32 protein-coding genes and 1 tRNA gene are annotated in these 24,702 nt (G+C 39.5%); 9 read left to right on the top strand and 24 right to left on the bottom strand.

The annotated features are described in order from the left end of the window. Positions 1-22: 22 nt before the first annotated feature. From purT to AC1M9K_RS01860, 3 genes are all read right to left on the bottom strand, one after another. Complete coding sequence (purT, locus tag AC1M9K_RS01870; RefSeq protein WP_481588341.1) at positions 23-1,240, bottom strand: formate-dependent phosphoribosylglycinamide formyltransferase; 1,218 nt, start codon at positions 1,238-1,240, stop codon at positions 23-25. A 185-nt stretch (positions 1,241-1,425) separates the two neighbouring features. Next, positions 1,426-1,767, bottom strand: coding sequence for an L-valine transporter subunit YgaH (gene ygaH, locus AC1M9K_RS01865; protein ID WP_179998205.1), 342 nt, complete (start codon positions 1,765-1,767; stop codon positions 1,426-1,428). Beyond that, positions 1,764-2,492, bottom strand: a complete 729-nt coding sequence (locus AC1M9K_RS01860; protein WP_092766232.1) for an AzlC family ABC transporter permease — start codon at positions 2,490-2,492, stop codon at positions 1,764-1,766. The genes ygaH and AC1M9K_RS01860 overlap by 4 nt, the downstream gene beginning before the upstream one ends. Before the next feature lie 125 nt (positions 2,493-2,617). Here AC1M9K_RS01860 and AC1M9K_RS01855 point away from each other — a divergent pair, with 125 nt between their 5' ends. Continuing rightward, entirely contained in the window at positions 2,618-3,100 is a 483-nt protein-coding gene (locus AC1M9K_RS01855) for a hypothetical protein (RefSeq protein ID WP_481588340.1), read from the top strand. A gap of 66 nt (positions 3,101-3,166) precedes the next feature. Here AC1M9K_RS01855 and AC1M9K_RS01850 read toward each other — a convergent pair whose 3' ends face one another. Beyond that, positions 3,167-3,859, bottom strand: a complete 693-nt coding sequence (locus AC1M9K_RS01850; protein WP_481588339.1) for a Crp/Fnr family transcriptional regulator — start codon at positions 3,857-3,859, stop codon at positions 3,167-3,169. A gap of 99 nt (positions 3,860-3,958) precedes the next feature. On the opposite strand from AC1M9K_RS01850, the gene AC1M9K_RS01845 reads away from it, so the two are divergent. Beyond that, positions 3,959-4,513: an Mpo1 family 2-hydroxy fatty acid dioxygenase gene (locus tag AC1M9K_RS01845; RefSeq protein ID WP_481588338.1), complete on the top strand. Its 555-nt coding sequence runs from the start codon at positions 3,959-3,961 to the stop codon at positions 4,511-4,513. Positions 4,514-4,573: 60 nt separating this feature from the next. Here the strand turns inward: AC1M9K_RS01845 and ychF are convergent, their stop codons facing one another. The 8 genes from ychF to AC1M9K_RS01805 form a co-directional block, all read right to left on the bottom strand. Continuing rightward, complete coding sequence (gene ychF / locus AC1M9K_RS01840) at positions 4,574-5,665, bottom strand: redox-regulated ATPase YchF (protein WP_035264512.1); 1,092 nt, start codon at positions 5,663-5,665, stop codon at positions 4,574-4,576. Between the two features lie 123 nt (positions 5,666-5,788). Then, on the bottom strand, positions 5,789-6,448 hold the full coding sequence (locus AC1M9K_RS01835) for a methionine ABC transporter permease (RefSeq protein ID WP_092766235.1): 660 nt from the start codon (positions 6,446-6,448) through the stop codon (positions 5,789-5,791). After that, positions 6,429-7,499, bottom strand: a complete 1,071-nt coding sequence (locus tag AC1M9K_RS01830; protein WP_481588337.1) for a methionine ABC transporter ATP-binding protein — start codon at positions 7,497-7,499, stop codon at positions 6,429-6,431. The genes AC1M9K_RS01835 and AC1M9K_RS01830 overlap by 20 nt, the downstream gene beginning before the upstream one ends. Positions 7,500-7,510: 11 nt before the next feature. Then, positions 7,511-8,344 carry a MetQ/NlpA family ABC transporter substrate-binding protein gene (locus AC1M9K_RS01825; protein WP_481588336.1) on the bottom strand — a complete coding sequence of 278 codons (834 nt, stop codon included), beginning with the start codon at positions 8,342-8,344 and terminating at the stop codon, positions 7,511-7,513. A gap of 9 nt (positions 8,345-8,353) precedes the next feature. Then, positions 8,354-9,196 carry a MetQ/NlpA family ABC transporter substrate-binding protein gene (locus tag AC1M9K_RS01820; protein ID WP_481588335.1) on the bottom strand — a complete coding sequence of 281 codons (843 nt, stop codon included), beginning with the start codon at positions 9,194-9,196 and terminating at the stop codon, positions 8,354-8,356. A 25-nt stretch (positions 9,197-9,221) separates the two neighbouring features. Continuing rightward, positions 9,222-10,652: an LLM class flavin-dependent oxidoreductase gene (locus tag AC1M9K_RS01815; protein ID WP_481588334.1), complete on the bottom strand. Its 1,431-nt coding sequence runs from the start codon at positions 10,650-10,652 to the stop codon at positions 9,222-9,224. Beyond that, positions 10,652-11,875 (bottom strand): SfnB family sulfur acquisition oxidoreductase, encoded by a 1,224-nt coding sequence (locus tag AC1M9K_RS01810; RefSeq protein WP_481588333.1) that lies wholly within the window; start codon positions 11,873-11,875, stop codon positions 10,652-10,654. Before AC1M9K_RS01810 ends, AC1M9K_RS01815 begins: the two co-directional genes overlap by 1 nt. A gap of 9 nt (positions 11,876-11,884) precedes the next feature. After that, entirely contained in the window at positions 11,885-13,087 is a 1,203-nt protein-coding gene (locus AC1M9K_RS01805) for an SfnB family sulfur acquisition oxidoreductase (RefSeq protein ID WP_481588332.1), read from the bottom strand. A 373-nt stretch (positions 13,088-13,460) separates the two neighbouring features. Here AC1M9K_RS01805 and AC1M9K_RS01800 point away from each other — a divergent pair, with 373 nt between their 5' ends. Continuing rightward, on the top strand, positions 13,461-14,225 hold the full coding sequence (locus AC1M9K_RS01800; RefSeq protein ID WP_180027696.1) for a glutathione S-transferase family protein: 765 nt from the start codon (positions 13,461-13,463) through the stop codon (positions 14,223-14,225). 113 nt (positions 14,226-14,338) lie between these two features. Then, the gene (locus AC1M9K_RS01795) at positions 14,339-14,809 is read left to right on the top strand and encodes an Lrp/AsnC family transcriptional regulator (RefSeq protein ID WP_035264497.1); all 471 of its coding nucleotides are present in this window, start codon (positions 14,339-14,341) and stop codon (positions 14,807-14,809) included. 82 nt (positions 14,810-14,891) lie between these two features. Here the strand turns inward: AC1M9K_RS01795 and AC1M9K_RS01790 are convergent, their stop codons facing one another. Together AC1M9K_RS01790 and AC1M9K_RS01785 are read right to left on the bottom strand one after the other, a co-directional pair. Beyond that, on the bottom strand, positions 14,892-15,641 hold the full coding sequence (locus tag AC1M9K_RS01790; protein WP_035264495.1) for a YebC/PmpR family DNA-binding transcriptional regulator: 750 nt from the start codon (positions 15,639-15,641) through the stop codon (positions 14,892-14,894). 107 nt (positions 15,642-15,748) lie between these two features. Then, a complete protein-coding gene (locus AC1M9K_RS01785; protein ID WP_481588331.1) occupies positions 15,749-16,315 on the bottom strand; it encodes a 1-acyl-sn-glycerol-3-phosphate acyltransferase in 567 nt (188 codons plus the stop codon). Between the two features lie 328 nt (positions 16,316-16,643). Between AC1M9K_RS01785 and AC1M9K_RS01780 the strand changes: the two genes are divergently transcribed. Next, positions 16,644-16,720, top strand: a tRNA-Ile gene (locus tag AC1M9K_RS01780). A gap of 148 nt (positions 16,721-16,868) precedes the next feature. On the opposite strand, the gene AC1M9K_RS01775 is transcribed toward AC1M9K_RS01780, so the two are convergent. From AC1M9K_RS01775 to AC1M9K_RS01730, 10 genes are all read right to left on the bottom strand, one after another. Then, positions 16,869-17,648, bottom strand: a complete 780-nt coding sequence (locus AC1M9K_RS01775) for a DNA-methyltransferase (RefSeq protein ID WP_481588330.1) — start codon at positions 17,646-17,648, stop codon at positions 16,869-16,871. Continuing rightward, the gene (locus tag AC1M9K_RS01770; RefSeq protein WP_481588329.1) at positions 17,648-18,148 is read right to left on the bottom strand and encodes a hypothetical protein; all 501 of its coding nucleotides are present in this window, start codon (positions 18,146-18,148) and stop codon (positions 17,648-17,650) included. The genes AC1M9K_RS01775 and AC1M9K_RS01770 overlap by 1 nt, the downstream gene beginning before the upstream one ends. Beyond that, a complete protein-coding gene (locus AC1M9K_RS01765) occupies positions 18,145-18,345 on the bottom strand; it encodes a hypothetical protein (RefSeq protein ID WP_481588328.1) in 201 nt (66 codons plus the stop codon). The genes AC1M9K_RS01770 and AC1M9K_RS01765 overlap by 4 nt, the downstream gene beginning before the upstream one ends. Then, positions 18,338-18,763, bottom strand: a complete 426-nt coding sequence (locus AC1M9K_RS01760) for a phiTE_015 family protein (protein ID WP_481588327.1) — start codon at positions 18,761-18,763, stop codon at positions 18,338-18,340. The genes AC1M9K_RS01765 and AC1M9K_RS01760 overlap by 8 nt, the downstream gene beginning before the upstream one ends. After that, positions 18,763-19,164, bottom strand: coding sequence for a hypothetical protein (locus AC1M9K_RS01755; RefSeq protein ID WP_481588326.1), 402 nt, complete (start codon positions 19,162-19,164; stop codon positions 18,763-18,765). The genes AC1M9K_RS01760 and AC1M9K_RS01755 overlap by 1 nt, the downstream gene beginning before the upstream one ends. Next, positions 19,164-19,403 carry a hypothetical protein gene (locus AC1M9K_RS01750; protein WP_481588325.1) on the bottom strand — a complete coding sequence of 80 codons (240 nt, stop codon included), beginning with the start codon at positions 19,401-19,403 and terminating at the stop codon, positions 19,164-19,166. The genes AC1M9K_RS01755 and AC1M9K_RS01750 overlap by 1 nt, the downstream gene beginning before the upstream one ends. Before the next feature lie 133 nt (positions 19,404-19,536). Continuing rightward, positions 19,537-19,893, bottom strand: coding sequence for a hypothetical protein (locus AC1M9K_RS01745; protein ID WP_481588324.1), 357 nt, complete (start codon positions 19,891-19,893; stop codon positions 19,537-19,539). Positions 19,894-19,917: 24 nt separating this feature from the next. Beyond that, complete coding sequence (locus AC1M9K_RS01740; RefSeq protein WP_481588323.1) at positions 19,918-20,157, bottom strand: hypothetical protein; 240 nt, start codon at positions 20,155-20,157, stop codon at positions 19,918-19,920. A gap of 203 nt (positions 20,158-20,360) precedes the next feature. Next, positions 20,361-21,290: an LAPAL motif-containing putative phage structural protein gene (locus AC1M9K_RS01735; protein ID WP_481588322.1), complete on the bottom strand. Its 930-nt coding sequence runs from the start codon at positions 21,288-21,290 to the stop codon at positions 20,361-20,363. A gap of 112 nt (positions 21,291-21,402) precedes the next feature. Continuing rightward, positions 21,403-22,083, bottom strand: a complete 681-nt coding sequence (locus AC1M9K_RS01730) for a LexA family protein (protein ID WP_481588321.1) — start codon at positions 22,081-22,083, stop codon at positions 21,403-21,405. A 79-nt stretch (positions 22,084-22,162) separates the two neighbouring features. Between AC1M9K_RS01730 and AC1M9K_RS01725 the strand changes: the two genes are divergently transcribed. Genes AC1M9K_RS01725 through AC1M9K_RS01710 form a run of 4 tightly spaced genes read left to right on the top strand, consistent with a single transcriptional unit; the run spans position 22,163 to position 24,511 of the window. Continuing rightward, positions 22,163-22,348: a Cro/CI family transcriptional regulator gene (locus AC1M9K_RS01725; RefSeq protein ID WP_005103769.1), complete on the top strand. Its 186-nt coding sequence runs from the start codon at positions 22,163-22,165 to the stop codon at positions 22,346-22,348. An 8-nt stretch (positions 22,349-22,356) separates the two neighbouring features. Further along, positions 22,357-22,632 carry a hypothetical protein gene (locus AC1M9K_RS01720; protein WP_481588320.1) on the top strand — a complete coding sequence of 92 codons (276 nt, stop codon included), beginning with the start codon at positions 22,357-22,359 and terminating at the stop codon, positions 22,630-22,632. Between the two features lie 44 nt (positions 22,633-22,676). Next, complete coding sequence (locus tag AC1M9K_RS01715; protein ID WP_481588319.1) at positions 22,677-23,636, top strand: helix-turn-helix domain-containing protein; 960 nt, start codon at positions 22,677-22,679, stop codon at positions 23,634-23,636. Beyond that, positions 23,633-24,511: a hypothetical protein gene (locus AC1M9K_RS01710; RefSeq protein WP_481588318.1), complete on the top strand. Its 879-nt coding sequence runs from the start codon at positions 23,633-23,635 to the stop codon at positions 24,509-24,511. Before AC1M9K_RS01715 ends, AC1M9K_RS01710 begins: the two co-directional genes overlap by 4 nt. The last annotated feature ends 191 nt before the right edge of the window (positions 24,512-24,702 follow it).

The following is a 24,702-nucleotide window of genomic DNA, read 5'->3' as shown; positions in this document are numbered from 1 at the left end:
AAATGATGGCCTACCTAATGAATTATTTGTTTTGATTTACAATTACTTTTGAAGCGGCTTCAGACGCTAATTCGCGTGCTAAGTCAGTTGTTTCAGCACGTGCAGTTGCAACCCCCATACGGCGACGTTTAAAGCCTTCAGGTTTACCAAAAAGTCGTAAATCGACATTAGGGTTTTGCATAGCAAGATTTAAGCCAGAAAATGACAAATTCGTATCATCAACACCTGCATAGATCACAGCGCTTGCAGCAACACTGTGACGTTGCGTATTTACTGGAAGACCTAAAATCGCACGGGCATGAAGTTCAAATTCACTTTGATATTGAGATGCAAGTGTGACTAATCCAGTGTCATGTGGACGAGGAGAAACTTCACTGAACCAAACTTGATCACCTTTAATAAATAATTCCACACCAAAAATACCGCAACCGCCTAGTGCTACTGTGACTTTATTGGCAATACGTTTTGCTTCACCAAGGGCAGCTGTGCTCATAGGTTGAGGTTGCCAGCTTTCTACATAGTCACCTGCATCTTGACGGTGTCCAATAGGATCGCAGAAGTGCGTTTCGATTTCTCCTGTTTCAGGATTTTTTGCCCGTACTGTGAGTAATGTAATTTCGAAATCAAAATCAATTTGCGATTCTACGATGACAGTGCCTTGATTGACACGACCACCTGTTTGAGCATATTCCCAAGCCGCGTCGACTTCATCAAAAGATTTTACGCGTGACTGTCCTTTACCTGATGATGACATCACAGGTTTTACAAAATTTGGATAGCCAATATCATCACATGCTGCACGGAATGATTCCAAACTATTGGCAAAACGATAAGCCGAGGTTGGTAGCCCTAGTTCCTCAGCTGCGAGGCGACGAATTCCTTCACGATTCATGGTGAGATTGACGGCTTTCGCAGAGGGAATAACTACGGCAGTTTTAGAATCTTCGATTTCCACTAAGACTTCAGTGGCAATGGCTTCAATCTCGGGAACAATTAAATGAGGTTGAACTTGTTCAATCAGTTTTTTTAATTCTTTTGGATCCGCCATATTCAATGTGTAGGAGTGATGAGCAACTTGCATGGCAGGTGCATTGTCATAGCGATCTGCCGCATGTACTTCTACACCTAATCGTTGTAATGATATTACCACCTCTTTACCCAACTCACCTGAACCCAATAATAGAACTTTAAACGCCGAAGATTGAAGTGGAGTACCGAGTGTAATAAGCATTTGATTCATCCGTGCTTGATATTATGGACTTTTAGCATATCAGAACTAAAACCTCTTGAGAGCGATGAATACAAGAAAAAGCAAGAAATTATTTTGATATCGTTTAATTTTTTTATTGATAAAAATTTATAAGCCTTATCCGAGGATCAGGCTTATAAATTTAGAATCTGAATGAATAATACGCGAGAAATGTTTTAAAGTGGGAAATAGGTATACACCAAACCGTATGTGAGTGCCGCTGTGAGTGTTGCAGGTACAATCTGTTTAAATTTGAAATACAAACCCGAGAGCACAATAAAACCAATTAACATGGCAACGCTCTTATTGGGTGTTTCTAAGAGCGGCGGTAAAGTCGCGACCACGAGCATTGAACTGATTGCTGCAATACCGATAGATCCAAGGGCGATTTTAAGCCAAAGAGCACCGCGTTTCTGGCGACCTTGTTGTAGTTTCTGAATCACAAAAAAAGGACCAAAGCGTGAGGCGAAATTCGCGATGCCGACCAGAATACCGACACAAATAATTTCTAGATTCATGATTGTTCACCTGTGTGCAAAGGATCATGTTGCTTCAGTACATAATGTTTAAACAAACCAGCCAAAATACCAGAGCTTATGCCAATGAATATCGCTGCAGATAAATCGATAAAGTAACAGGCAATAGCAGAAACAATAATGGTGATGGTCACGACAAAGGTATGTTTTTTCTCAAATGCAGCTAGTAAGAAGCTCAAGAAAAGTGCAGGTAATAGAAAGTCGAGCGCTGCCTGCAAAAATTGGGGGAGATGACTGACTTGATCTGCAAATAAGCCCCCGAGAAAAGATCCGAGTGCCCAAGACAACCAGCTAAACAGACTGAGACCTAACATCCAAGATTCAGACCATTCTTGACGGCGTTGCGACAGTTTAATCATGCCTGATGCAAAGACTTCGTCGGTCAAGCCCCATGACCAAATTGCAGTTTTTTTCAGATTGAGTTTATCTTGAATTAAGTTTTGTAAAGCAGGACCATATAACAAATGTCGAATATCAAGCGCTATTACAGTTAAGGCTGTCATCCAGATGGAAGTGCCACTGCCGAGTAAGGCAACCACCAAAAATTGACTGGCACCTGCATACATCGAACAGGATAAAAATAATGCTTCCCACGCCGTAAATCCAAATTGAGTTGCCGATACACCAAACGCGAATGAAACAGGCAAATAGGTGAAAATGATGGCTTGACTGTCTTTGGCACCTTGCCAAAAACCTGCCGGTGTCATGTGTGGGGAGCTTGATTGGGTCACGATAAACCTAATTGGAGATTGGAACAAAAGGTATAAAACGAGATTGAGTATTCTACCCGAATTTACTAGCATAGTGCCGAATAGTTTATTAGAGCGATGTCATGTTTGCGATTCAATCTCCCTTTAAATTAGCTGCATTGACTACATTCCTCATCTTCACTTTATCCGGTTGTGGTGGTCAGGCAGAAACTGCCGATCAAAAGGTTGAAATTAAAGAAGCACCGAAGTTGACCAATGATGCAACTGAATATGCAAATCATGCTTGGCAATTGATTAATCAGGTTGATCCTATTCTGTATCAAGCCAATAAAGCGCTTATACCATCACAAGTACGCGAGCCTGTGCGTCAATTGGTGTTGGATTGGCGTATTAATGTCAAAATGACCGACTCAGTGACTGAAGGGAAATATGCGCTTTGTCGAAAAGCGCTAACAACCATAGATGCTTGGGCGCGTGCAATCGTGGAAAGTGAGGGGCAGCTCGCACAGCGTCAAGCCAATTATGAACGCGATAAAGCCCAGTGCAAAACTGCAATTGAGCAACCAGAATTAGGAAACACCAAGGCGTATACAAAATTATTTTAAGTGACCCTAGCAACCCCAATACAATGATTAATCCAGATTTTACTAAAGCTCTTCATCTTTAGTCGGTTAAGTTTGATCGGCTAAAGCTTTAAGTTGATTGAGATTAATCACCTCAATTTTTTTAAATGCAATTTTAATTGCGCCAATTTTTTCTAAATGTTGTAGTTCTTGATTAATGGTCTGTCTTGAGCAGACCAACATTTGTGCCAATTGTTCTTGAGATAGGTTGATGGTGTTTTTTTCAATTTCTTTGAGATTACCGTATCCATTTAAGATAAAGATTAATCTCTGGGCTAAGCGTTGAATAAGGGGTTGTGTTTGAATAGAGACTAACTCCATGAAAGCATAACGAAGTTTATGACTGACCAATTGGGCCAGATAAAACCAAAATTTTGGATATTGTTCTAAAATTAGATCAAGTCCTACACGGCTTATTTTGAGGATTTTGGATTTTTTACTGGTAATCGCATGATGAGAGCGGGGTTGTTGATCAATCAACGAAATTTCACCAAACCACATAATGGGATCTGCGATAACTGTCACCGCCTCACGACCTTCTACGTCAATATGTGCTAAACGAACAGCACCATCAATCACGGCATAAATGCCATCAAATTGATCAGCTTTAGAAAATATCAGTTGCTCTTTGCCATATTCAATGAGCTGAGCATGTTCGAGCATCAGCTGTTGTAGTTCATGATCAAACTGGCTAAACCACCAATTATTTTTTAAAAGATAAACGTATTGATTTAAAAGCAAAATTATCCCTTTTATGCTGTTTATTTGTCGTCTAGTCGACAACTTATTGGTTTACATTTATATATATTGAAGGAAATAGTCAGAAAAAGGAATGATAACATGACTCGTTTAGAGAGCTTGCTTGGACAATATGCAGCTTATCACCTAGATCGTAAAAACGTATTTTCGCATTTTATTGGAATTCCCTTGATTGTATTTTCGATCTTGTGTTTTGCAGCCAAAGCGCAATTTACAGTTGCTGGATATTCCATTGATCTTGCAATGTTATTGATCGTCGCATCAGTGATTTATTACTTGAGTTTGGATCTCATTTTTGGTGTGGTAATGGCAGTGCTATTTGCTTTAATTTATCAACCAGCCACACAAGTAGCAGCTTTAGCGACATCCTCTTGGGTATTGGTAAGTGCTGGATTTTTTATTGTGGGATGGATTATTCAATTTATTGGGCATTATTATGAAAAGAAAAAACCAGCTTTTGTGGATGATCTTGTTGGACTCGCTATAGGTCCTTTATTTGTCGTAGCAGAATTTATATTTCTTATTGGTTTACGTAAGAAACTGGAAGAGAAAGTATTGGTTCGAGCTAAACAATTACGCTATGACATGGACCATAAACACGTAAATCACTCGAGTACTTCAACTCAAAATCCATGATCTCATTCTTTTAAATAATCTTTGCAAAAAAAAACAGCCTTTCGGCTGTTTTTTAATAACTTAAACGTTGAAACGGAAATGTAAAACATCACCATCTTGAACGACATAAGTTTTACCTTCAAGACGCCATTTTCCAGCTTCTTTAGCGCCAGCTTCGCCGTTGTATTGAACAAAATCGTCATAGGCAATGCATTCTGCACGAATAAAGCCTTTCTCAAAATCAGTGTGAATCACACCAGCAGCTTGAGGAGCGGTCGCACCAATTTTTACAGTCCAAGCACGGACTTCTTGAACGCCTGCAGTGAAATAAGTCTGTAGGCCAAGTAAGCCATAACCTGCACGAATAACCACGTTAAGACCTGGTTCTTCCATGCCCATCGCTTCTAAGAATTCAGCACGCTCATCATCTTCAAGCAAAGAAATTTCAGCTTCGATTTGGTTGCAAAGTGGGACAACAATGGCATTTTCTTCTGCTGCTAATTTTTTAACAGCATCAAGGTGTGGATTGTTTTCAAAACCGTCTTCAGCAACGTTAGCAATATACATTGTTGGTTTAAGGGTTAATAAACCAAAGCCACGAACTAATTTGCGCTCGTCGTCATCAAGATCAGCTGCGCGAGCAGGGCGACCTTCATCAAGTAATGGCTGAATTTTTTCTAGTACAGCTTTTGTTGCAACAGCTTCTTTATCACCACCTTTCGCAGACTTTGCTAAACGTGTAACCGCTTTTGATACTGTTTCTAAATCTGCTAAAGCAAGCTCAGTGTTAATAGTTGCAATGTCATCAAGTGGGTCAATTTTGCCGTTCACGTGAATAACATTTTCGTCTTCAAAACAACGTACTACGTGTGCAATTGCATCAGTTTCACGAATGTTGGCTAAGAATTGGTTCCCTAAACCTTCACCTTTAGAAGCACCAGCAACTAAACCTGCGATGTCTACAAATTCCATTGTGGTTGGAATAACACGTTGAGGTTTAACAATAGCAGTTAATTTATCTAAACGTGGATCTGGAACAGGAACGATGCCGGTGTTTGGTTCAATGGTACAGAATGGGAAGTTTTCTGCAGCAATAGCAGCTTTCGTCAATGCATTGAAAAGTGTAGATTTACCAACGTTCGGCAAGCCGACAATACCGCAATTAAAACCCATGAAAAGACTCACAAAGTGTTATTTAAAAATTGTCGGTGATTTTACATCAAAGCCATGACAAAGTCAGGTCATGGCTTGGATGTTTCTCGAAAAGACAGATGAGACTCAATTGAATAGTGTGAATTAGATTTTACGTTTGTCCAAACTATGTGCCAATTGATCACCCAAAGCTTGAATCAGCATGACCAATACGACTAATACGATGATCACCGCCAACATAATTTGCATATCGAAGCGTTGGTAGCCATATCGGTAGGCGATGTCACCTAAACCACCCGCACCAATAGCACCCGCAATCGCAGAGGAATTGATCATGGTTACAAGCGTGACAGTAAAACCTGCAACAATACCAGGCAGTGCTTCTGGTAAAAGCACATGCCAAATAATTTGTTTGCGATTACAGCCCATGGCTTGTGCAGCTTCTATGAGTCCATGATCAACTTCTCGTAGACTGACTTCCGCAATACGTGCGAAAAAAGGTGTAGCCGCTATAGTTAAAGGTACAACCGCAGCCCATACCCCATAACTGGTCCCTACAATCAGTCGAGTGAAGGGAATGAGTGCCACCATTAAAATTAAGAAGGGAATAGAGCGCGTAATATTTACCACCCAACCCAAGGCATGATTGATTTTTTTTGATGGATAAATCCCATTTTCTGAGGTATTGACGAGGATTACAGCCATAGGCAATCCAATAAGAAGCGCTAAAAATGCAGAAATACCGACCATTAACAAAGTATCAATGGTACCCGTAATTAAAAGATCAATGAGCTGGTTGTGCATAGCCAAGCACCTCGATTTGTGATGTTTTATGGTGGAATTGCTTATGGAGTGAATGCACATCAACATCTAATTGAGGAATACCTACGATGAGTGAGCCAACCAGATGATGTTGAATAGTGTCTACATGGCTTTGATATAAATGCACAGGCAGTGCAATTTTAGAAAGTACATCATTTAAGTTGGGAGGATTTTTCAAATCAGTTGCATAGCTGATTTTCAAAATGGTATGCGTTAAATGTGTAGCTCGCTCTTGATGTAACTGGAATGGCAAATCTAGCTGTTCCAAATTGAGGAGTTCTTGCGTGATTTTCTGCTGGGGACGAGAGAAGACTGACCAAACTTGCCCTGATTCAACGATTTCACCTTGATCAATGACCACCACTTGATCGCAAATTTCACGAATCACCTGCATTTCATGTGTAATGAGAACGATGGTGAGTCCTAATTTTTGATTAATTTCTTTCAGTAAAGATAAAACAACAGATGTGCTTTCTGGATCAAGTGCCGATGTTGCCTCATCACACAATAGTATTTCCGGTTTACTGACCAATGCGCGGGCAATCCCAACTCGTTGTTTTTGTCCACCCGATAATTGTGATGGATAGTGATGATGCTTTTCAGCTAAACCGAATAGATTTAAAACCTCATCTACACGAGTTTGAATCTCAGCAGCAGGCACTTTTGCGATTTTCAATGGAAGCGCGACATTTTCCCAAACTGTTTTGGCAGATAGTAAATTAAAATGTTGAAAAATCATGCCAATACGCTGGCGTAGGACGATTAACTCATTGTGATTAAGTTGCCCTAGATCATGTTGATGTATATGAATACTACCATCAGAAATAGTTTCTAACCCATTTAAGGTGCGAATCAATGAGGATTTGCCCGCACCGCTTTTGCCGATAATGCCGAAAATTTTTCCTTCGGGAATATCCAAATTAATATTTTTGAGTGCGTGAACTTGTTTTCCTTGTACATCGTAATACTTATTTAAATGACGAATCGTAATGTGGGGTACTGCAAATTCAATGTGTGAACCAAAACTCACCATGATCATTCTCCTTATTTCCAGCCTTCAAACCACAAACCTTGTCCAAAGTCTTTGTCTAGAATCTGACGGACTTTTGCAGAGTTTTGGAAGGTTTCAACCACAGTTTTTAATTTTTCATCCTGATCTTGATAATCCCGACGCGTTACAAACAAAATCGCAAATTTTTTATTGATCGGATCTAATAACAGTGCAGATGTAGGATCAGCAACTTTTGCCATTTTCAAATAATGAGGAAAACCCATAATTAAGTCAGCTTCATTGTAAGCATGCGCGGTTTGCGGGCCTTCAACTTCAATAATCTTGAGTCTTTTAGGATTACTGATAATGTCTCGGGTGCTGGTGAGTTCATTATTAATATCTTTAACTTGAATTAAGCCTGCACGAGCCAGCAAATTTAAACCACGTGCCATGTTAACTGGATCATTTGGTACGACTACTTTTGCTTGATCAGGTATTTCCTGTAGGGATTGATATTTTTTTGAATAAAGTCCGACATGACTTCCTGAACCTTTCGCAAAAGGCACAAGGTCATAGCCTGTTTCACGCACTGCATTCGCTAGAAAAACACTTTGTTGAAAGAAATTAGCGTCAATATCACCATTTTGTACAGCGACATTGGGTGCTTGCCAGTCTGAAAACTCAATCAACTCGAGATGGATTCCTTGTGCTTTTACATCCTCAGCGACACTTTGCAGTAATTCAGCATAGGGTGGGCTAATGCCGATTTTAATCACTTTATCATTTGAGTTTTGACTGATATAACGATATCCCACTAAGGCCGCCAGTACTGCGACGACGACGACTGCAATTTGGATGAATTTAGATGATTGAGTTGAAGTAGACATGAACACTCCTTATTTCCAGCCTTTGAACCATAGTTTTTCACCAATATCCTCATTCAATGCTTGTTTAACTTTGTCTGAGCTTTGATAAATTTGGATAAATTTTTTCAGTTGAGCTGCTTTTTCAGGCTGAGTTTGTTCAAAGTCATCGCGAACAACAAATAAGATGGCATAAAGCGTGTTGTTAATTTCATCCAAAATTAAGGCATCATTTGGATCAATTGTTTGCGCTAAGCGTAGGTACATTGGATAGCTAAATACGAGGTCTGCATCATCTACGGCACGCGCAGTTTGCGGGCCTTCGACTTCAATAAAGTTTAATTTTTTTGGATTGGATTTAATATCTTTTAAGTTGGATAAGTGGTTGTTGGAATCCTTAAGTTGTATTAATCCAGCGTGTTGTAAGAGGAGTAGGGCGCGACCCTGATTCACAGGATCATTTGGCAGTACAACTCGAGCGCCATTTTTAACTTCACTAATCGCTTTATATTTTTTTGAATATAAACCGACATGGGTTCCTGAGCCGATGCCCAAGGGTTTGAGCTTAAAGTTGGTTTCTTTTAACGCATTATTCAAGAAAGGTTGATGCTGAAAATAATTTGCATCAATATCCCCATGATTTAGGGTGATGTTGGGTGTATTCCAATCTGAAAATTCTACCAAACGTACATGAATGCCTTGAGCCTTTGCTTCTTCAATTGCGGCTTGAAGTGGTTTTGCAAATGGTGGGCTAATGCCAATCACAATTTCTTGTTGATCATTTTTTTTCAATAAGGACCATGCAAACGCTGCAATCACAATAATGGCGATTGCAACGCCGATCCATTTAAGTCGAGAAGACTGAGCTTGTGCCATAGAAAGACCCCTAAATATTAAAAACTTAAGCTGAATGTTGGTGTATAGGATTTAAATTTGATTGTTGTATATCTTGTGTTGAGCTTGGACATCGGAAATGATGTGCAGGATGTGAAAGTGGTAAATGATCTCCCGCATTGAATAGCTTGTGCCTTAAGCTACCCTCAGCATAGGCGGTCTTATAGCGACCACGTTGTTGGAGTTCAGGAATGACATAACGAATAAAATCTTGATGTGACTCTGGAGCGACTGTACGGGCAAGGTTAAAACCATCTAATCCAGAAATATCAATGAATTCGATTAGCTGTTGAGCAACTGTTGCTCCACTGCCAACAAATAAGGGATAACGTCCACCGAGTACATGCTGAGCTTTTAAATCTGCCAAAGTGACTTTGTTTTCCTTAAAGCGCTCATTTACAGAAACGATGCTGTTGGTTTTTTTATATGGAATAGCATCCTCATCTTTTAGATGACCTAAGTCTGTTCCGATTGAGCTTGAAAAATGCGCAATCCCTGCTTCAGGACTTGCATATTGAATATAGTCCTGCAGTTTTTCTTGCGCTTGTTGATCTGTTTCAGCAGTAACGACAGTGATACCCGCAAATAATTTAATTGCTGTACCATCACGACCGTGTGAATGGGCTAATTGGCGAATCTTTTGTGTTTGCGACGCAATTTTTTCAGCAGTATCTCCACCAATAAACATGGCTTCTGCATGCCGAGTGGCAAACTGTAGTCCTTTAGGTGATGCTCCTGCTTGATATAGCACAGGTGTACGTTGCACTGAAGGCGAGACTTGGAAGACGCCGTGACTGTTATAGAACTGTCCTTGATGGTGGATCGTATGTACTTTAGTCGGATCGGTAAAAATGCGATTGAGCTTATCTTGGATGACAGCATCATTTTCCCAAGAGCCTTCCCAAAATTTGTAGCAGAGTTCTAAAAATTCTTCAGCTTGTTCATAACGTAAATCATGATCTTTCAGTCCTTGCTGACCGACCAATCGCGCTGCGCTATCCAAATAGCCTGTGACGATATTCCATCCCAAACGTCCTTGGGTCAGATGATCCAGACTCGCGAAGCGACGAGCAAATTGATAAGGAGATTCATAACTTAAGTTCACTGTAATACCGAAACCCAAATGCTGTGTGACGGCTGCCATTGCAGACACCAGCGTGCTTGGATCATGGCTCGGCAGTTGAATCGATTCTTTCAAGGTTAGATCAATGCCATTTTGATAGACATCGTAAACGCCAGTAATATCGGCAATGAATAATCCATCGAAAAGACCTTTCTCTAAAGTTTGAGCGAGTTCTGTCCAATAACTTAATTCATTAAATCGGTAGGATTGATCACGTGGGTGTGTCCAAAGCCCATGGTTGATATGACCTACACAATTTATATCAAATGCATTGAACAGGATCTGTTTTTGAGGTTTCGATTGAATTTTTGTCATTACAGCGTACCTCGTCTTGGGGGGAATACGCCGTTTAAAACATAATTGGCTATGAAGAAATATTTCCAACGCGCTGGATCATGCAAGGTGTGAACACGTGCGTTTCTCCAGTATCGGTCAAGATTATCTTGTCGTTGACTTCCACGACTACCAGCCAGTTCAATCAGTTTTGACGAGACTTTTAGTGCAGTCTCGGTACTGTGTGCACGTGCTTTAGCCACTTGAATAGAAGCATGTGCAACTGAATGTTCTGAAGGGGAGACTTTGGCATCTTGAACCGCTTGCGCTGCTTGTTTTAGTAGTAACTCGGTGGCCTTGACGTCTGTTGCAATTCGACCAATTTCGTATAGTGTCAAAGGGTCTTGAGTGGCATGTTCAACTTTTGCATCTATCCAAGGGCGTGCTTGACGAACGCGTATTAATGTTTCTTCAAAAGCAGCTCGAGCAATGCCTGTTTCAATTGAGGCATGAATAATTTGTGCAAATGGACCTGAAATGGTGGCAGTTGAATAAGCCAAATCAAAAGGGACTATATCCTCTGGGTCAATCTGTACATTTTCAAATTTAACAGTCCCACTGCCTGTGGTACGTTGACCAAATCCACTCCAGTCATCTAATAGGCTTAAGCCTTCGCTATCATATGGAACAATGACTAGAAACGGGCGCTCTTGTTCATCACTAGCAAGGGTTGGAATACGGTGAGCGAATAGACTGCCAGTGCAATAAAATTTTTCTCCATTGAGGACATAACCATTTTCGACTTGTCTTAAAGAGGTATGGCGTTGTGCTGCATTTTTAGTTTTAAACTCAGCCAAGGCATTTCCAAAGCGAGCACCTTGTAAAACTTCAGTAAATAAACGTCTTTTTTGAGCCTCAGACCCAGTATTCCTCAAAATTTCAAGTGCATAGAAATGATTTTGTGGAATTTGTCCGATAGAGCCATCAACACCACTCATTAATGCGATGATTTTTGTCAGTGTATGAATAGAAACATCGGCACCGCCATATTGTTGAGGTACTGTAATGGCCCATAAGCCAGATTGACTGTACGCTTCGATTTCTTCATGAGGAAGCTCACGATTTAAATCTCGTTCAGATGTACGGTACTTAAACTTTTCTGCAAGTTCGTGTGCGACTTTTAATGCTTCTTCATCAGAGCGAATAATATGCGCTGGTCTATAACTGCCTGATTCTTGGATCTCTAAAGCTTGTAAAGATGACATGATGACTCCTTAAATCCAGGCATGACGTGCAGGAAAAGTATGGTTTAAGTAATACGAACCCAGCGCGTGAAGTTTCCAGCGAATAGGATCATGAAGGGTATGTACACGTGCATTTCGCCAGTGTTGATCAAAATTATGGACATTGAGGCTGGCGCGACTTCCTCCGAGCTCAATCAACTTCTCTGAGATATGTAGTGCAGCATCATTGGCATAGACTTTAGCTTCAGCAACTTTGATCGAAGCTTCAGCAATCTGTTCATCGGAGATTTGTTCAACCACACTGAGTGAATCTAAATAATCAGCTGCTTCATCAAGCAAAAGAATGGCGGCATCTAACAAAACATTAGCTTTGCCAGCTTCTTGTAAGGTGAAATGCTCATCACTGGCACGTTCAACTTGTGCATCCACAATTGGGCGTGCTTTACGGATCGCAAACAACATGTCCTCAAACGCTGCTTCAGCAATACCAACATCGATAGCCACTTGCATCAGCTGTGAAAACGCACCTCTAAAATTAGGGACGTCCAATAATTTTCTTTCATCAAAAATCAGTAATGGATCAACTTCAACATGATCTAAAATCACTGTGCCACTTGAAGTGGTACGTTGACCAAATCCATCCCAGTCATTGATCACTTCGACACCAGTGGATTCACGGTTCACTAAAACTAAAACCACGTGACCTTCAGGGTGTATGGCTTTGATGGCTAACCAATGTGCAAATGAACTGCCTGTAGAATAGAATTTTTTTCCTGAAACTCGATATTTCCCATCCTCCAAAACAAGGTGTGTGTCTAAAGTCTTGGTATCTTTGGTATGTCGTTCTGGCCCCCCATTGGCAAGACGCTTACCTTTTAAAATTTCGTTGAAAATAAATTGCTTTTGTTCATCGCTTCCCATGATGTTGATCATATTGAGCAATGCAATTTGATTTTGTGGAATTTGCCCTAAACTTGAATCCGCTTTATTTAGAATACGAAATACTTGGGCAAGGGTACGATGAGATACTTCAGCACCGCCATATACGTGGGGGATGCGTAAGCCTCCTAAACCTTTTTGGCTGAATAATTCAATTTCTGCAAATGGTAAAGCTCGTTGTTGGTCACGCTGATTGCGACCTTCGAGCGCATAATCAGCAACATGATAGGCTGCATGAATGGCATCTTGATCATTTTCAATAACATGAACATTTTCAGTAATTAAACGAGACATAGATCAATTCCTCTTTGAGGAGATATACGCTACGCCCATAGAATATTTTTTTTAAATGCTGGTTTTCGTTGAACTATTCAAAAAAAATGCTTAAGACAAATATAGATATCGATTGAAAAATATTAGAAAACTTAAAATTTTGATTAATAATGAATTTTAATAAATTTCAGTGCTCTAAACACGTTGAATTCATTTAGACTTTGCAATAAAAAAGATAAAGATTTGCTAAACATTTATAATTTAACGGATTCATATTTCCAAAAATAACAATTTAAGTTGCAATTGATGCATTATCACATTGTGTTTTGGCATAGGGTTGCATAAAGTAAGCAAAACAATAAATCCTATGATTGATCAAGACTTCGGAGATTTTATGCGCATCCTTTACCAGTTTCCTTTATCTCACTTTTGTGAAAAAGCTCGCTGGTTACTTGATCATAAGGAATTGGATTATGTTGCTCAAAATATGATTCCGGGCGTACATCGTGCATTCGCAAAATTAAAAACAGGTCAAAACTCTCTACCGATATTACGTGATAAAGAAAAGTGGATTGCAGATTCAACCCAAATTGCCCTGTATTTGGATGATGTTTATCCAGAGCATTCATTGCTCAGATCAGATTTAAAGTTAAGAAAAAAAGCACTTGAAATTAATGACCTGAGTAATCAATTGGGTGTATCAGTGAGGCGCTGGGGGCTTGCTCAAGCTTTATCTGAAAGCGATGAGCCGCTAGAAATCATGATTGGTGAAAAAGGATATCTGAGAAAATTTCAAAAGATCAGTAAGCCACTTATTAAAACTTTAGTTTCAACTAGCTACCAACTTGATGATGAACAAGTTGCGCTTGCTAAAGAAAATATGCATGAAATTATTTTGCAGTTAAACGACCAATTGATTCAGAATCAAGCTCGATATTTGGTAGGAGATCGTTTAGGTTTGGCAGATATCGCTGTTTGTTCAATGCTTGCTCCACTACTTGAGATCTCTGGTACACCATGGGAAAGAGAATATCATCAGCCAGTTTCATCTGAATTTGAGGACTATCAAAATCAATTGCTTGATTTGCCGATAGGGCAATATGTCAAACGTATTTATGCCAACGAACGAAATGCGCGGGTAGATTGGCGCGGGATATAACAGAGCATATTTTCTATTAAGTTGTCTGATTAGTTAATTTATTTTCATTTTAATCGATATTTTTGAAAAAATAACGCATAATCATTTTGTGCCATGAAAATATTGAGAAGAAGATGGAATTAGATCGATACGATAAACAAATTTTAGAAATCCTTACGCATGAAGATTTGAATCTGAACGAGCTTTCGGAGCGTATTAACCTGTCTGTAAGTTCAGTGCACCGTCGTATTAAACACCTCATTGAAACCAATATCATGACAAATTTAAAGCGTGATATTAATTATCAAAAATTGGGGTTTAATTTACATGTGTTGTTACAAGTATCATTGAGTAAGCATGACTCAGATACTTTTGCAAAATTTTTAGATGAACTTAAAAGTATTCCTGAAGTGATCAATGCTTTTTTAGTCACAGGGCAATCTGCTGATTTTATTATAGAAGTTGTTGCTCGTGATATGGAAAATTATAGCCAGATTTTGTTACAGCGCATTGGTAAAATTGATCATGTTGTGGCATTGCATTCAAGCTTTGTCATTAAAGAATATGATGTATTTAACTGTCATGGTTTATTGAGTAAAGCATAATTCAAGCAATTACAAAATAAAGACGACCATCAGTTATAAAAAAACGCACCTGAAGGTGCGTTTTTCTAATTCTGAATATAGATTAAGCATCCAATTGTGCTAAAACTTCTTCAGAGAATTCAACGTTGGTATATACGTTTTGAACATCATCTAAATCTTCAAGCATATCAATCATTTTCATGATTTTTTTCGCTTGATCGATATCTGTGATTTCTGCTTTAGTTGAAGGGTTCATCACCACTTCAGCATTGTCAGATTTTAAACCTGCAGCCGCTAAAGCATCTTGCACTGTACCAAAAGATTCTGGTGTAGTGATCACAAGAATTTCATCTTCTGTCACTTCAATGTCTTCTGCACCAGCTTCCAACGCAACGTCCATAATTTGGTCTTCTAAAGAAACATCTTCAAAAGTAATTTCGCCACGTTTTGTGAAAAGGAAAGCAACTGAGCCGTTAGTACCTAAGTTACCATCTGTTTTAGAGAAGCAGTGACGAACATCTGGTACGGTACGGTTTAAGTTATCAGTCATTGTCTCAACAATAACAGCTACACCACCAACACCATAACCTTCGTATGTGACTTCCTTTAAATCATCATTGTCTTCACCACCAGCACCACGCTGAATGGCACGGTTGATGACATCACGAGTCATGTTAACGGACAATGCTTTTTCAACAACTGCACGAAGACGTGGGTTGCTTGCTGCATCTGGACCACCGAGTTTTGCAGCTGTAACAATTTCACGAATATATTTTGTGAAAACTTTACCACGACTAGCATCTTGTTTAGCTTTACGATGCTTAATATTGGCCCACTTGGAATGACCCGCCATGCGAAATATGCTCCTTGTAGATTGGCCTTATGCCTAATCAAATCTGCGAAATTCTACCATAAGGGCTTTTTTTTAATAAAGACCCTTATTTTAGCAATTGTTCAAGATCAGGCTTTATTCTTAGGTTCAGGAATAATAATGTCTAAACCTGTATGTTCCTTATAAAGTTCCTGAATCAACTTCAAATCATGATCCAAGTCTGATGGCATGATTTTGCCAAAAATTCCGCCTTGTTTGGTTTTTTGGTTTACAAACAAGAAAACGATAGGAACGTTTGCGGCTTTTGCGATATGCCAAAAACCGGTGCGGATCGGTTTACGTTGTTCACCATTTTTCGCACGAGTCGCTTCAGGCGCAATCACGAGATTAAATTTGTCATTGGAGTTGAAGAGTTCAACCATTTGAGCCACGATATCTTTATTTGAGTGACGGTCAACTGGAATACCGCCAACCCCTTCTAAAATTGGCTTAAAAGGTCCTTTGAATAGTTCTTTTTTAATTAGTGTGTGAATCGGGATATCATGGATTTGAAACAGTGCGATTGAGAGTACAGCATCCATCATCGTGGTATGTTCAAAACCGATAATGACTTGTTTATCACCAAGCACATTCGGTTCAACATGATATTTGACACCAGCAAGTTTAAATGCCATTTCGGCAATGTGTTTTTTCATGATTCACAGAGATATTTGAATTTTATATGGCAGAGTTTCTTACTTCATTTTAAAAAATTCAATCCCTTTAGTGATAAATTATAGAAAAAATGACTACTAAATTTAGATCTTCTCTGCAAACTTTACATCCTCGACGCTTACCGAAAATTCATAATTTTTCACATATTTGTGACTGAAATTCTATAGATGATCAAGATCGTACGTGATTTGTAAACTGCAATGAATAAATTTTGGTCAAGCTGAAGATAAAAAAATGAAAAACCTTGTTTTTGAATTTGATATTGGCTAGTATTCTGATTCGAAAATACTTGAGAAATCAGTATTTATAGGGCCTATAGCTCAGTTGGTTAGAGCAGCGGACTCATAATCCGTTGGTCGACAGTTCAAGTCTGTCTGGGCCCACCAAATATTTCAAGCACTTAGAGGTGATTCTTCTAGGTGCTTTTTTAATTCTTGAATCCATGTAAGCGTTATGTAAGCAGTCAAAATAAATCAGTGTAAGCAGGGCAGGCAATAAAAAAGCCACTATTTAAGTGGCTTTTAAAATTTTATTTTATGCAACATCTTGAAGTCTTGATGCCCCCAGGATCCGTTTGTAAGCAATATCAAAATATTTTTTATCCTTTTCAATTCCAATAAACCTTCTATTTGTATTAATGCATGCAACACCAGTAGTACCGCTACCCATGCAATTATCCAAGACTAAATCATTAGGATTGCTATAGGTCTTGATTAAAAACTCACATAATGAGACAGGTTTTTGGGTTGGGTGTAATGAGTTTCTCTGTTTATCACTATTAAACGTCTGTATCGATCTAGGATAGCGTTCTGTTGATTCATAATCCTGAACCTTTAACGCTTTTCCATAAACCTCACTGCCCACATCTTTTCGTTTAGATTTCTTTTTCTGGTGTCCATAGGTCTTTTGTGGATTATATGTTGGCTGTGATTTATAGAAAATCAGAACATTTTCATGAGCGCGTAATGGTTGTTTATTAGCGTTTAAAAATCCGGTAGCTGCAGGTTTTTCATATATCCACTCATACCGAAATAACTTTAGGTTAGAGCAGGCTAGTAAAGATGTAAATGGTTGGGCTGAAAACAATACAATTGCCCCATTATCTTTAATAACTCTCTCATAATGGCGCCATAACAGGTCGAAAGGAATTAAAACATCCCAAGCACAACAGGTGGTACCATAGGGTAAATCACAAAGAATTAAATCAATAGATTTATCTGGTATGGAGATCATCACATCAAGACAATCCCCATGAAGTACTTCAATTTTTTTACTGGTACCGACATCACCAAATAAATAATAATTAGACCCCATCACACACCCACCAAATTTCTAATATCAGTCAAACGCCATTTATAAGTGTCATTAATGATCACTGGTTTAATTGGTCCATTGCCTCGAGTAGCCCAAACTCGGATTGTATTTGCTTTAAGTCCCATGATTTTGGCAAAGTCGGTATGACCCACAAGACTTGCGCCAGATTGTATGAGCTGAGTTAATCGCTCTTCAGGTTTTAGATCCGATGTACTCATAGAGCCACCCCCCTTAAATTTTTCCACTTCTTCAACCAAGGCAATTGCACTTTCAATTTTGCTTGGATCAAAACCATCTACATTCATCGTGTTTTGATAAGCTGCATCTTTAGCAGCTTGGATGCCGCCGAGTTTCTTAATCAACTCATAAGCATCAACGTAGTGTTTTAGATCATCCGTGTGTGTCGTCACTTCACCAAAATCACAGCGACCACTACCTAACTCACACAAATCAATAGCTTCTTGCCACCCAAACTTAGCAATAAATTCTACGGCTTTCATGAGACCTCCCTTAAGCTCTCAACCACGCTTCCAGGTAAATCATGTTCAAATAACCACTCTTGAACGATGTGATATAGAGCGCCTAATTCACCATCTGTTAATGTGCCTTGAATACCTGTTCCATTTCCTACACGAGGACCAATCAATTCAAGAAAGTTCTTTGCAAAATCAATGTTTGTGCGTTGAATTTCAGTCATTGGTTGGCTCCTGTGCTTCGATCATGGTCTTATATTCTTCAAAGTCACAGTTATTTGGATCGGTAGCGGTAAGTAACTCTTGGATTTGACAAGCCAAACGCCACCACTCCATATTTCGTGGGTTTTCAGACTCAAAAGGGAGTGGTTTTGATTTATCGCGTTGGAAGCGGTTTGCATTAGCCAGTAAATCAACCAACTGAATAGTCGAATCAATAATTTCAAAGTCAGTTCTACTTGCTTGCACCGCATTCTCTTTGGCTGCTTGCCATGCTTCCCAAAGCATATTCACTAGATCATCTACATATTCTTGGTCGCACTCTTTAAAATCCAAAAGATGATGATTTGGGTGAATATCGCCATCGTGATAATTAACAACAAACCAATCCTCAAACGCCTCTCTTTCTTTCTGAATATCCATCACGCATTCGCCCCAGTTAGTTTTTCGATTTTTTCAGCAAGAAGGTTTGCGTCTACAACAATGTAGTCTTCACGATCATGTCTTGCTTTAAACGACCATACAGCTACCCATGATTGCAATTCATTGCCAATATCTTTTACCTCTGGCACCGCTGGGGCTTTAGTGAAATTAATGGCTTTTTTCCACATTGCCCAGCCAGTATTTACGCGATGCCAAATTTCTGTAGCATCATCGTCGAAGCTTGGATCTAAACCATCTTTGATGACATAGTTGCCTTGATCCATATCAAAAATTAGAAATTCAAAATGACTTGGCAACCAATATTTTGATTCAAATTTCGGTAGTTGTTCAGTCCAAAAAGCCTGTTTTTCTGCCAGTGTAGGTTTTTTTGAAATATCCATCACGCCACCTTCGCCAATTTCACATCCAATGGACTAACCAAATGGACTTTAAATTCTTCATACAACTTCTGACATGCAGAGTTGCCACTCATCTTTGAATCAATAAGCACATAATCCAGCTTTGTGCCTTTGCCTTTAAATGTCGCGCCACCGTCAGCAAGGTCTTTCTGTACATACCCGAGCAGTACAAGCCAAATTTTGAAGGCTTGAAGGTCACGCTGTTTTATTCTAAAAATCATCTATACCCCCACGTACTCACAAAGTCTTTAATACAAGCTTCGATATCATGCAGATTAATATCTCGATAAGTTTTAACTCTGCCTCTGCATGTGATTTCAACTGTGCGAGTTTGACTGTTGTATGTGTAGCTCATTATTTTCGCCCTAGCCAAGATCCGCCGTACTTACGCTTATTTCTTAATCTTGTTTCGTTCATTGATTGCAGTAGTAAAACCTTTTGCTCTCTACGAATTTGGTAAGAAACTTCAGCTAACAGGCACTTTTGAACCCATGGCTTTTCAAGTTCATCCTTGGTGATTGGTCTGAATAAGTCGGAGTTTGATTCCTTAATTCTTACTGTTGACCAATCGAATTTTTTAAGTGAAATGTTTAGATCGGCTTTAATGCAGTAGATTCTTGGACCCAAACGAATTAGAAAGTTTTGACCTTGTCTACCTAGAAATTCTCGAAAAGGCTTTTGAAATTTCTTGTTTTCGATTGGGTTCTTCATCTATTACTCTTGAAAGCTTTAGTTTTATCGATTTTGAATTTCTTTAATCTCAGCTTCTTTATCGGCTGCATAGAAGCAAGCAGTTGTGAGACCACTCATAATTGAAACTACGACAAGAGCCATAACAATGTTGTGAATGGTGTCTTTAATGAATGACTTAGGTTTGATTTCAGCTTTAGTAGGTGGCTGATATAGGATTTGAGTTGTTTGACTCTGAACTTTGTCAAACTTCGGCGTTTGACTGTGTGATGCGGTTTGATTCATAATGACCCCGTTGTATGCAAGCCCGCCTGATTTGACCGTCTGCGGGCTTTTTTGTGTTTACGAGATCAAATATAAGAAAACTTAGTTTTAGTGTCAAGCATAAATGTAAGAAATGTTAGTTTTATTTTTAGAAAACTTATTTTTTATGATTTAATAGACAAAAGAAAACCCACACAGGGTGGGTTGTAGTTAGATATTTTTTCTTAAAACTCTAAGTGTCCTTGCTTAACAATCTTGTGCTCAAGAACTTCGATAACCTGAAACTCAGTTTTTAATTTTCCATGAGCGAAGGTTTGTATGGTTTTTAATTTAACCTTCAGAAGATCACCCTTCCCAAACCTTAACTCACCAGCATCAATTTTTCTTAAAAACTCCTCATCAAGAATAGCCGCGTTGATTGGTGAGCCACCATTATCAAATTTCCATTTATTATTATCTTTAAAAACAGCAGCCTCGATTTGCACGAATGTCTCGGTGATATTTTCACTCAAATCATTTTCAATTTCTTGATATTCAAAGTAGGTTAACTCAGACTCATCGATTGCTAGATCAGCATCCTTTTTATCGCCAGTTCTGGACACAAAGAATGAATCAATTCCATCCTTTTCTAAGGGTTCCAGCATCTTGTTGAGATCGCTGACAATAGTTCGGTTTTTATAAAGCTTTACTACCTTGCCATCAGTCTCATAGTATTCAGTTTCATTGAGATACACTTTAAGGCGGCCATCTTCATCAATGATTTTGGTGGGCTTTTTGCCTTTCAGGAATCTAATCAAGCCAATAAGACCAGCACCACCAACAAAACCAACAATTTCAAGAATAGTCCAGGCATTAGAGATCGCAGATGCATTATCGCTAGCAAACATATCTCGAATTTGGCTAAGAAAATGCACAACTGTATGCAACTCCATACCAAAACTGCCCGCCCTAAATGAGGCGTTCACTTTTAAATTAAGATCAGCTTTGTCCCCATTTAAAGCCTTATTGGCATTTGATAGCAGATCATTTACAGCAATCATCGCTGGCGCAAGGTCACGAACATCCATCAAATGATGCTCTAACGCCCATCCATCATAGATTACATAAAATCGCTCAGCCATTTCCCCAACCACATCATCTTCAGGTTTATTCATATAGTATCAATCTGCGTTCATAGTTTCATTATATGTTTGATATCAGCTCGACATTGGGTGTCGCCGCACTTTTCCTCTCGTTGCCAAGCCGCATGACTAGCGGCCTTAATTCTTAGCTCTTGCGCGGCTTCTTCTTAGCCCGATAAACATAGCGAATACAATCCACTACCTCGCCAACAAATTCACAATCTTGATCAAGTGGAATGATATTTGGTTTAAATTCAGGATTGATTGCTTGCAGGTATTTAGTACCATCTGGTTCAATCACCAACCGCTTAAAAGTTGCATCATCAAACTTTCTAACAACAATAATATCGCCTGAGTTCATGTCACCAAATGGCAGGGTCGGATCCACAAGAATGTAATCACCTTCATGGAACTCTGGGTAATTACTCAAGCCTTGAACTTTCAGGTAAAAACACTTCTCACAATCACCATCTGGAATTGGCAGCCACTCTTCCACCTGGGACATGTCAACAGATTCGACATTGGTCATCGTACCTGCCTGAACCCATGACAAGACAGGGGCCATGCGTGGAGCCACAGGAGCCACGTTAGATTGCTCTTTTTGTGTGGCACTAGGATCGCCTTTGCCAGTCAGTATGTATTCAGTTGTTACCCCAAAATGATTTGCCATCGCCTCTAATGATCCCGCTTTAGGCAAATAGCTATCTTTTTCCCACTCAGTTACAGCAGGCGAACTCACTCCAGCAATCTTTGCTAATTGCACTTGAGTTAATTTTTTCGAACGTCTAAGCGCACGTATGCGCTGACCAATAGTTGTTTTTTCCATATAAGTAATCTTACATATTGCTTTTATAAGTTTTCTTTGATTAAATAATAAGAAATCTTACTTTATTGGGTAGATACCAATGACCAAACAAGAAGCATACAAGTTGCTTGGGGTTAATGGCGTTGAACTAGCGGGCTTGCTAGGAATTGAACCTTCTGCTGTTTACCAGTGGCCTAACAACAAAATCCCATTAGCACGTGAATACCAAATTCGAGATTTAGCTGCTGGCAAGCAGCCAATCAAACACAGCAAAGAAGTTGCATAGGTGAATTTATGAGTCTTGAAAAGAAATCTACACATGTTCGCTTGTCTCCCGAAAACCATGAGCGTGCAAAGGTTCTCTCAAATATTAAAGGTAAGGACTTAGCTCAATACCTTGCTTATCTCCTGGAAAAGGAAATTGCTGGTGAATGGCATGTCCTTAATTTACAAGCAAAATCCTTTGAGCGCTTGGGAGTAGCAGCTTTATTGCGGGACTTAAGCACTGAGGTTCAATTCTATGAGGGATCGGAAGGGATTAACGGGGATATAGACAAAGAAAAAGCCTGATTTCGTGGATCAGGCTTTTGTATTCAAAACTTAGAGGGCATTGAATGAACACAAATTTAGCACATGAACCATCATACCCACAAGGTGAGGTTGTTCGTTTTCCAAAAAATGAGCGAAAAGCCATGTCGGAAAAAAAGTTTAATTACGTCACCAGCATTCGCTCAATCAAGATGCACTCAACTACAAAGCATGTTGCTTTAACCTTGGCTACCTATGCTGATTTTGAAACAGGCATCTGCTACCCAACAATCCAAACATTAATGGATGACACTGGGTTGTCAAACCGTGTTGTTAGTCACCACATCAAGCAGCTCGAAAAACTTGGTTTTTTGTTGGCAAAAAGAGCAAGAGGAAGCAATTCAAAATACAAATTTGTTGTTGAAAATATCACCAAAGCAATGACGCAGAGTCACCACCTAAGAAAAACAAGTAGTGACTTTGACGACATGGAAGTAGTGACTTTAATGCATGAAGTAGTGACTTTAAGCGCACAAAGTAGTGACGCAGAGTCACACAAACATCCATTAACTACCAATAACTACCATGAAGTATCAGATAGTGTATCCGCACACGAAAAAACCGAGCAAAAAACAGAGGGTGAAAAACAAACTAAACCTACTGCCAAAAAACGTGAATCTGGAAAAGTAAAAACCTCAATTCCTAAAAACTTCGCAATCAGTGATCAAGTCCGAACTTGGGCGCAGGAAAAAAACTACAAACACCTTGAGCAACATCTTGAGTATTTCACTGCCAAGTGTGAAGCCAATGGGTACAAGTACCTGAATTGGGATGCTGCTTTCAAAACAGCAATTCGCGATGACTGGGCAAAGTTGAACAACAATCGGCAAACTGGCTACCAATCAGCAGCATCAAAAAACAGCCAAACCCTGAATAACCATGATGCCTTCTTTGCTCAGTACGGCATTGGAACAGAGCGTCAAGAGCAAGCCATTGATGTAAACCCAGACCATTCGTATGCAATCACTTGGGAGCATGAGCAATGAGTATTTTTACAATTGAACACGCGGCTCGCCTAATGAACAAGATGAAGGCGTTCTATGGGAAAAAATATGCTGAGCAATGGGGTGATATCCCAGCAGTAGAAATTGCGGATGCGATGGTTGAGTGCTTGCAAGGCTTAACTCAAGAGGATTTTAAACGCGGTTACTTGCGTATGCAGAAATCTACGTTTTGCCCAACCATTCCTGAATTTCGTGCATGGTGCGAACCAAAGACCGACGACTGGTTAGGTTCACATGAAGCATGGGCGATTGCTGAAAAGTCGATTGGCTTTGATGGTCAGGAATTAACAGTGATTTGGACTGAGCAAATGGCTCAAGCGTTTAGTCGCTGCGAAGACCTTGTAAAGACTGGTGATAAGTATCAACGCGCAGAAGCAAAAAAAATATTTTGTGATGCGTACGACCGACTTGTAACACAAGCTAAAGATCAGGGATTGAAGCCGATTTATGTCACTTCACTCGGTACAGATAAAGACCAGGCGATTGCAGCGATTAAACAAGCAGAAGTTGATGGGTTTTTACCAGCACCTGAAGCTAAAAACTTGCTAGAGCACAAACAAACCACTCAAGAAATTAAGTGTGATGCGGAGCGATATAGGACTACAGCTCAAGAGGCTTTAGCGAAACTTGCACCACACATCAAGCGCAATGTGAACAAGATGCAAGATGAACACAAGGAAATCCAACCATGGGAGACGGTAGAGCAGGTACATATCGACCCATTTGACAACATGGAGCAATACAAGGCTTGTCTTGCTTTAGAGAAAAAACCACTACCACAAGCGGTTAGAAATTGGGAAATGACTCTTGGGGAAATGGTAGAGCAGCGCAGAAAGAGTGTTGGGGGTGCGGCGTGAATAAAAAACCCAAATATATCGAAACAGAGTTAGGTCGCGAAAAGCTTTGTATTGAATGTCAAGAATACTGGCCTTTGGATGATGAGTTTTGGTGGCATCGAAATGTGAAGTTGGCTAGTGGTGAAAAGGTCAAGCGCTATGAATCGGCTTGCAAGTGTTGTTACAACGTTCGATACAGACCAGGAAAAGTT

Source organism: Acinetobacter sp. 24-47-67 (assembly GCF_056779735.1).
This window is presented reverse-complemented; position numbering and strand designations above follow the sequence as displayed.